This is a genomic window from Anaerophaga thermohalophila str. Valhall (assembly GCF_000250735.1).
Classification (GTDB): domain Bacteria; phylum Bacteroidota; class Bacteroidia; order Bacteroidales; family Marinilabiliaceae; genus Anaerophaga; species Anaerophaga thermohalophila_A.
In genome coordinates, this window is record NZ_AHZV01000198.1 from 1 (window position 1) to 2,161 (window position 2,161).

Annotated in this window: 1 protein-coding gene; it reads right to left on the reverse strand. The window is 44.0% G+C overall.

The annotated features are described in order from the left end of the window. Positions 1-179 precede the first annotated feature (179 nt). Positions 180-1,355: a group II intron reverse transcriptase/maturase gene (gene ltrA, locus OQ5_RS0110570; RefSeq protein ID WP_016777467.1), complete on the reverse strand. Its 1,176-nt coding sequence runs from the start codon at positions 1,353-1,355 to the stop codon at positions 180-182. Between the last annotated feature and the right edge of the window lie 806 nt (positions 1,356-2,161).

Genomic DNA, 2,161 nt, shown 5'->3' on the forward strand with positions numbered 1-2,161 from the left:
TTCCCGAAACCTTCATGCAGGGATGCGACAAGGTTTCGGGAATTGCCGAAAGTACATTACAGGGGTGTTTCAAAGTTTCGGGAATTGCCGAAAGCATAAAAAAAGTGCTTAAAGCTATTCACCAAATAAATACACTTTTCTTTCCTGACCATCAGGAATATCGATAATGTTATTGATACTTAGTGTCCGGGTAGAAAAGCCTTAACCTCATGAAAATAACCGGCCAGCCTTCGGGAATTGAACGTTATTCCATAATAATTGTAGTATCCACGCAGTTTGACATTCAAATCCCGGATAATATCCCTGATTTTATTATGCCTGTTGCATTTCAACCATTCTCCCATTTTATTTAGACCCTCTGAGTATTTCTTCTTACTCGTTTTGCGTTTGAGTACAAATTTCCCCTTTCTGCTTTTTCCCATGTAATGAGTAAATCCCAGAAAATCAAAACTCCTGTTTCCTCTCTCAGGTCTGTTAAGGTTTACCAACCGGGTCTTTCCCGGATGCAACCGCAGAAAATATTTCTCAAATCGTTTGAATAGCACTGCCATTACTCGATTTGCGTCTTCTGCTCTCTCAAACCCGAGTACAAAGTCATCGGCATAACGAACTATAAAACTCCTGCCCTTCAATCTGGGTTGGATAACTTCTGAAAACCATTCATCCAACACATAATGCAGGTAAATATTACTCAGCAGAGGGGATACTATACCACCTTGAGGCGTCCCTTCTTCCGGATAACTCAAGGTTTCATCCTCAAGTATTCCAGCTTTGAGCCATTTATCCAGCATTTTGCGTATCTTTCCATCTTTTACCCTTCGGTCAAGAAATTCTCTTAATTGGCCGTGATTGATGCTTCCGAAGTAGTTTTGTATGTCTGCATCTATGATATAGCGCATTCCTCCAAAACTAACCTGCTGAAACATGTATGCTATAGCCTTGTGGCACGAACGGTTTGGTCTGAAGCCATACGAGAAGTCTTTAAAAATCTCCTCGTAAATAGGTTCCATTACCCGCCGTACTGCTGATTGAAGAACCTTATCCTCTATCGTGGGGATACCTAACGGACGCTTATCGGTCTTCCCTTTGGGAATGTAGACCCGCCGTATCGGAGGCGCTTTGTAGCGTCCCGACTTATACTCGGAGAGCAACTCCGGTAAACGCTCCTCTGCTATCCCCACGTAATTAAACCAATCTTGTCCGTCTGTTCCCGCTGAGCTATACTTGTTGAGCCTCATGAACTCTTTGTATAGCATTTGGGGGGTGATGAACTGACTCAGGTTCGTTAGTGGTTCTTCTTTGAATTTCCTTGCCCGCTCTGCTATTTGCAGTTCTGCGGTTGACATTTCTTCCATGTCACTGGTACATTTAATGTTTCTAATCTGCAATCCCAATATTGAGGCATCCCTTATCCTTGCACAGATAAGTTTTCCCTTCCCTACTCTCTGGCTCTCATGGGGCTGATTCGCCAGATTTCAACCGGTACTATGGGGATGCTAAGACTGCCTTCACCCGTCTCCTCTCCTTCGGTTTCCCTAGGTTGAGAATACCACTTACGGTATTACCTGTTTCTTTACGCCTTGTCAGATGGTAATACGAACCTGACTGGCCAGGACATTTCGGGTGCGGTCTGCCCTTATTGACCGCCTCTCGTATGGAGGTGGGAGGCTCTCCCAAGTTCCCGTAGAAACCTCTTATGCATTTGCCTTGCTCGTCGACCCCGGTCAGGCATAGTCTCCTTACCATAACGGTTACTGTGCTTCCGTTCCCATGGACAGAATCATGAAAACCACGGCATTAGCTTTATTTTCGAGGCTCAGTCACACGGCTTTTGCATTCCCTGTGTACGCTTCGTGCCATCATTTCTGATAACTACGCAACACTCGGTTCCGGGTGCTGGTTAGGCTTTCCCGGGTAGGTTTGGTTACCTACAGGTTTCTGATGAAAAGTTTCAAAGAACTATGCTAATCCCCTTTTCACGGGCTTAGCTTGGCGCAATCTGTCCATAAAGTACCATTTGCTTTGTTACGCTTGCAACCGGTACTTTCTGAACAGACACACATATTATGAAATTTTTGCGGGTTTATAGACGAGCACTAATTAACTTTACTGATGAAAGGGAAAAATCTAATTGCTGAATTCTGCTTAACAATTAATAAAA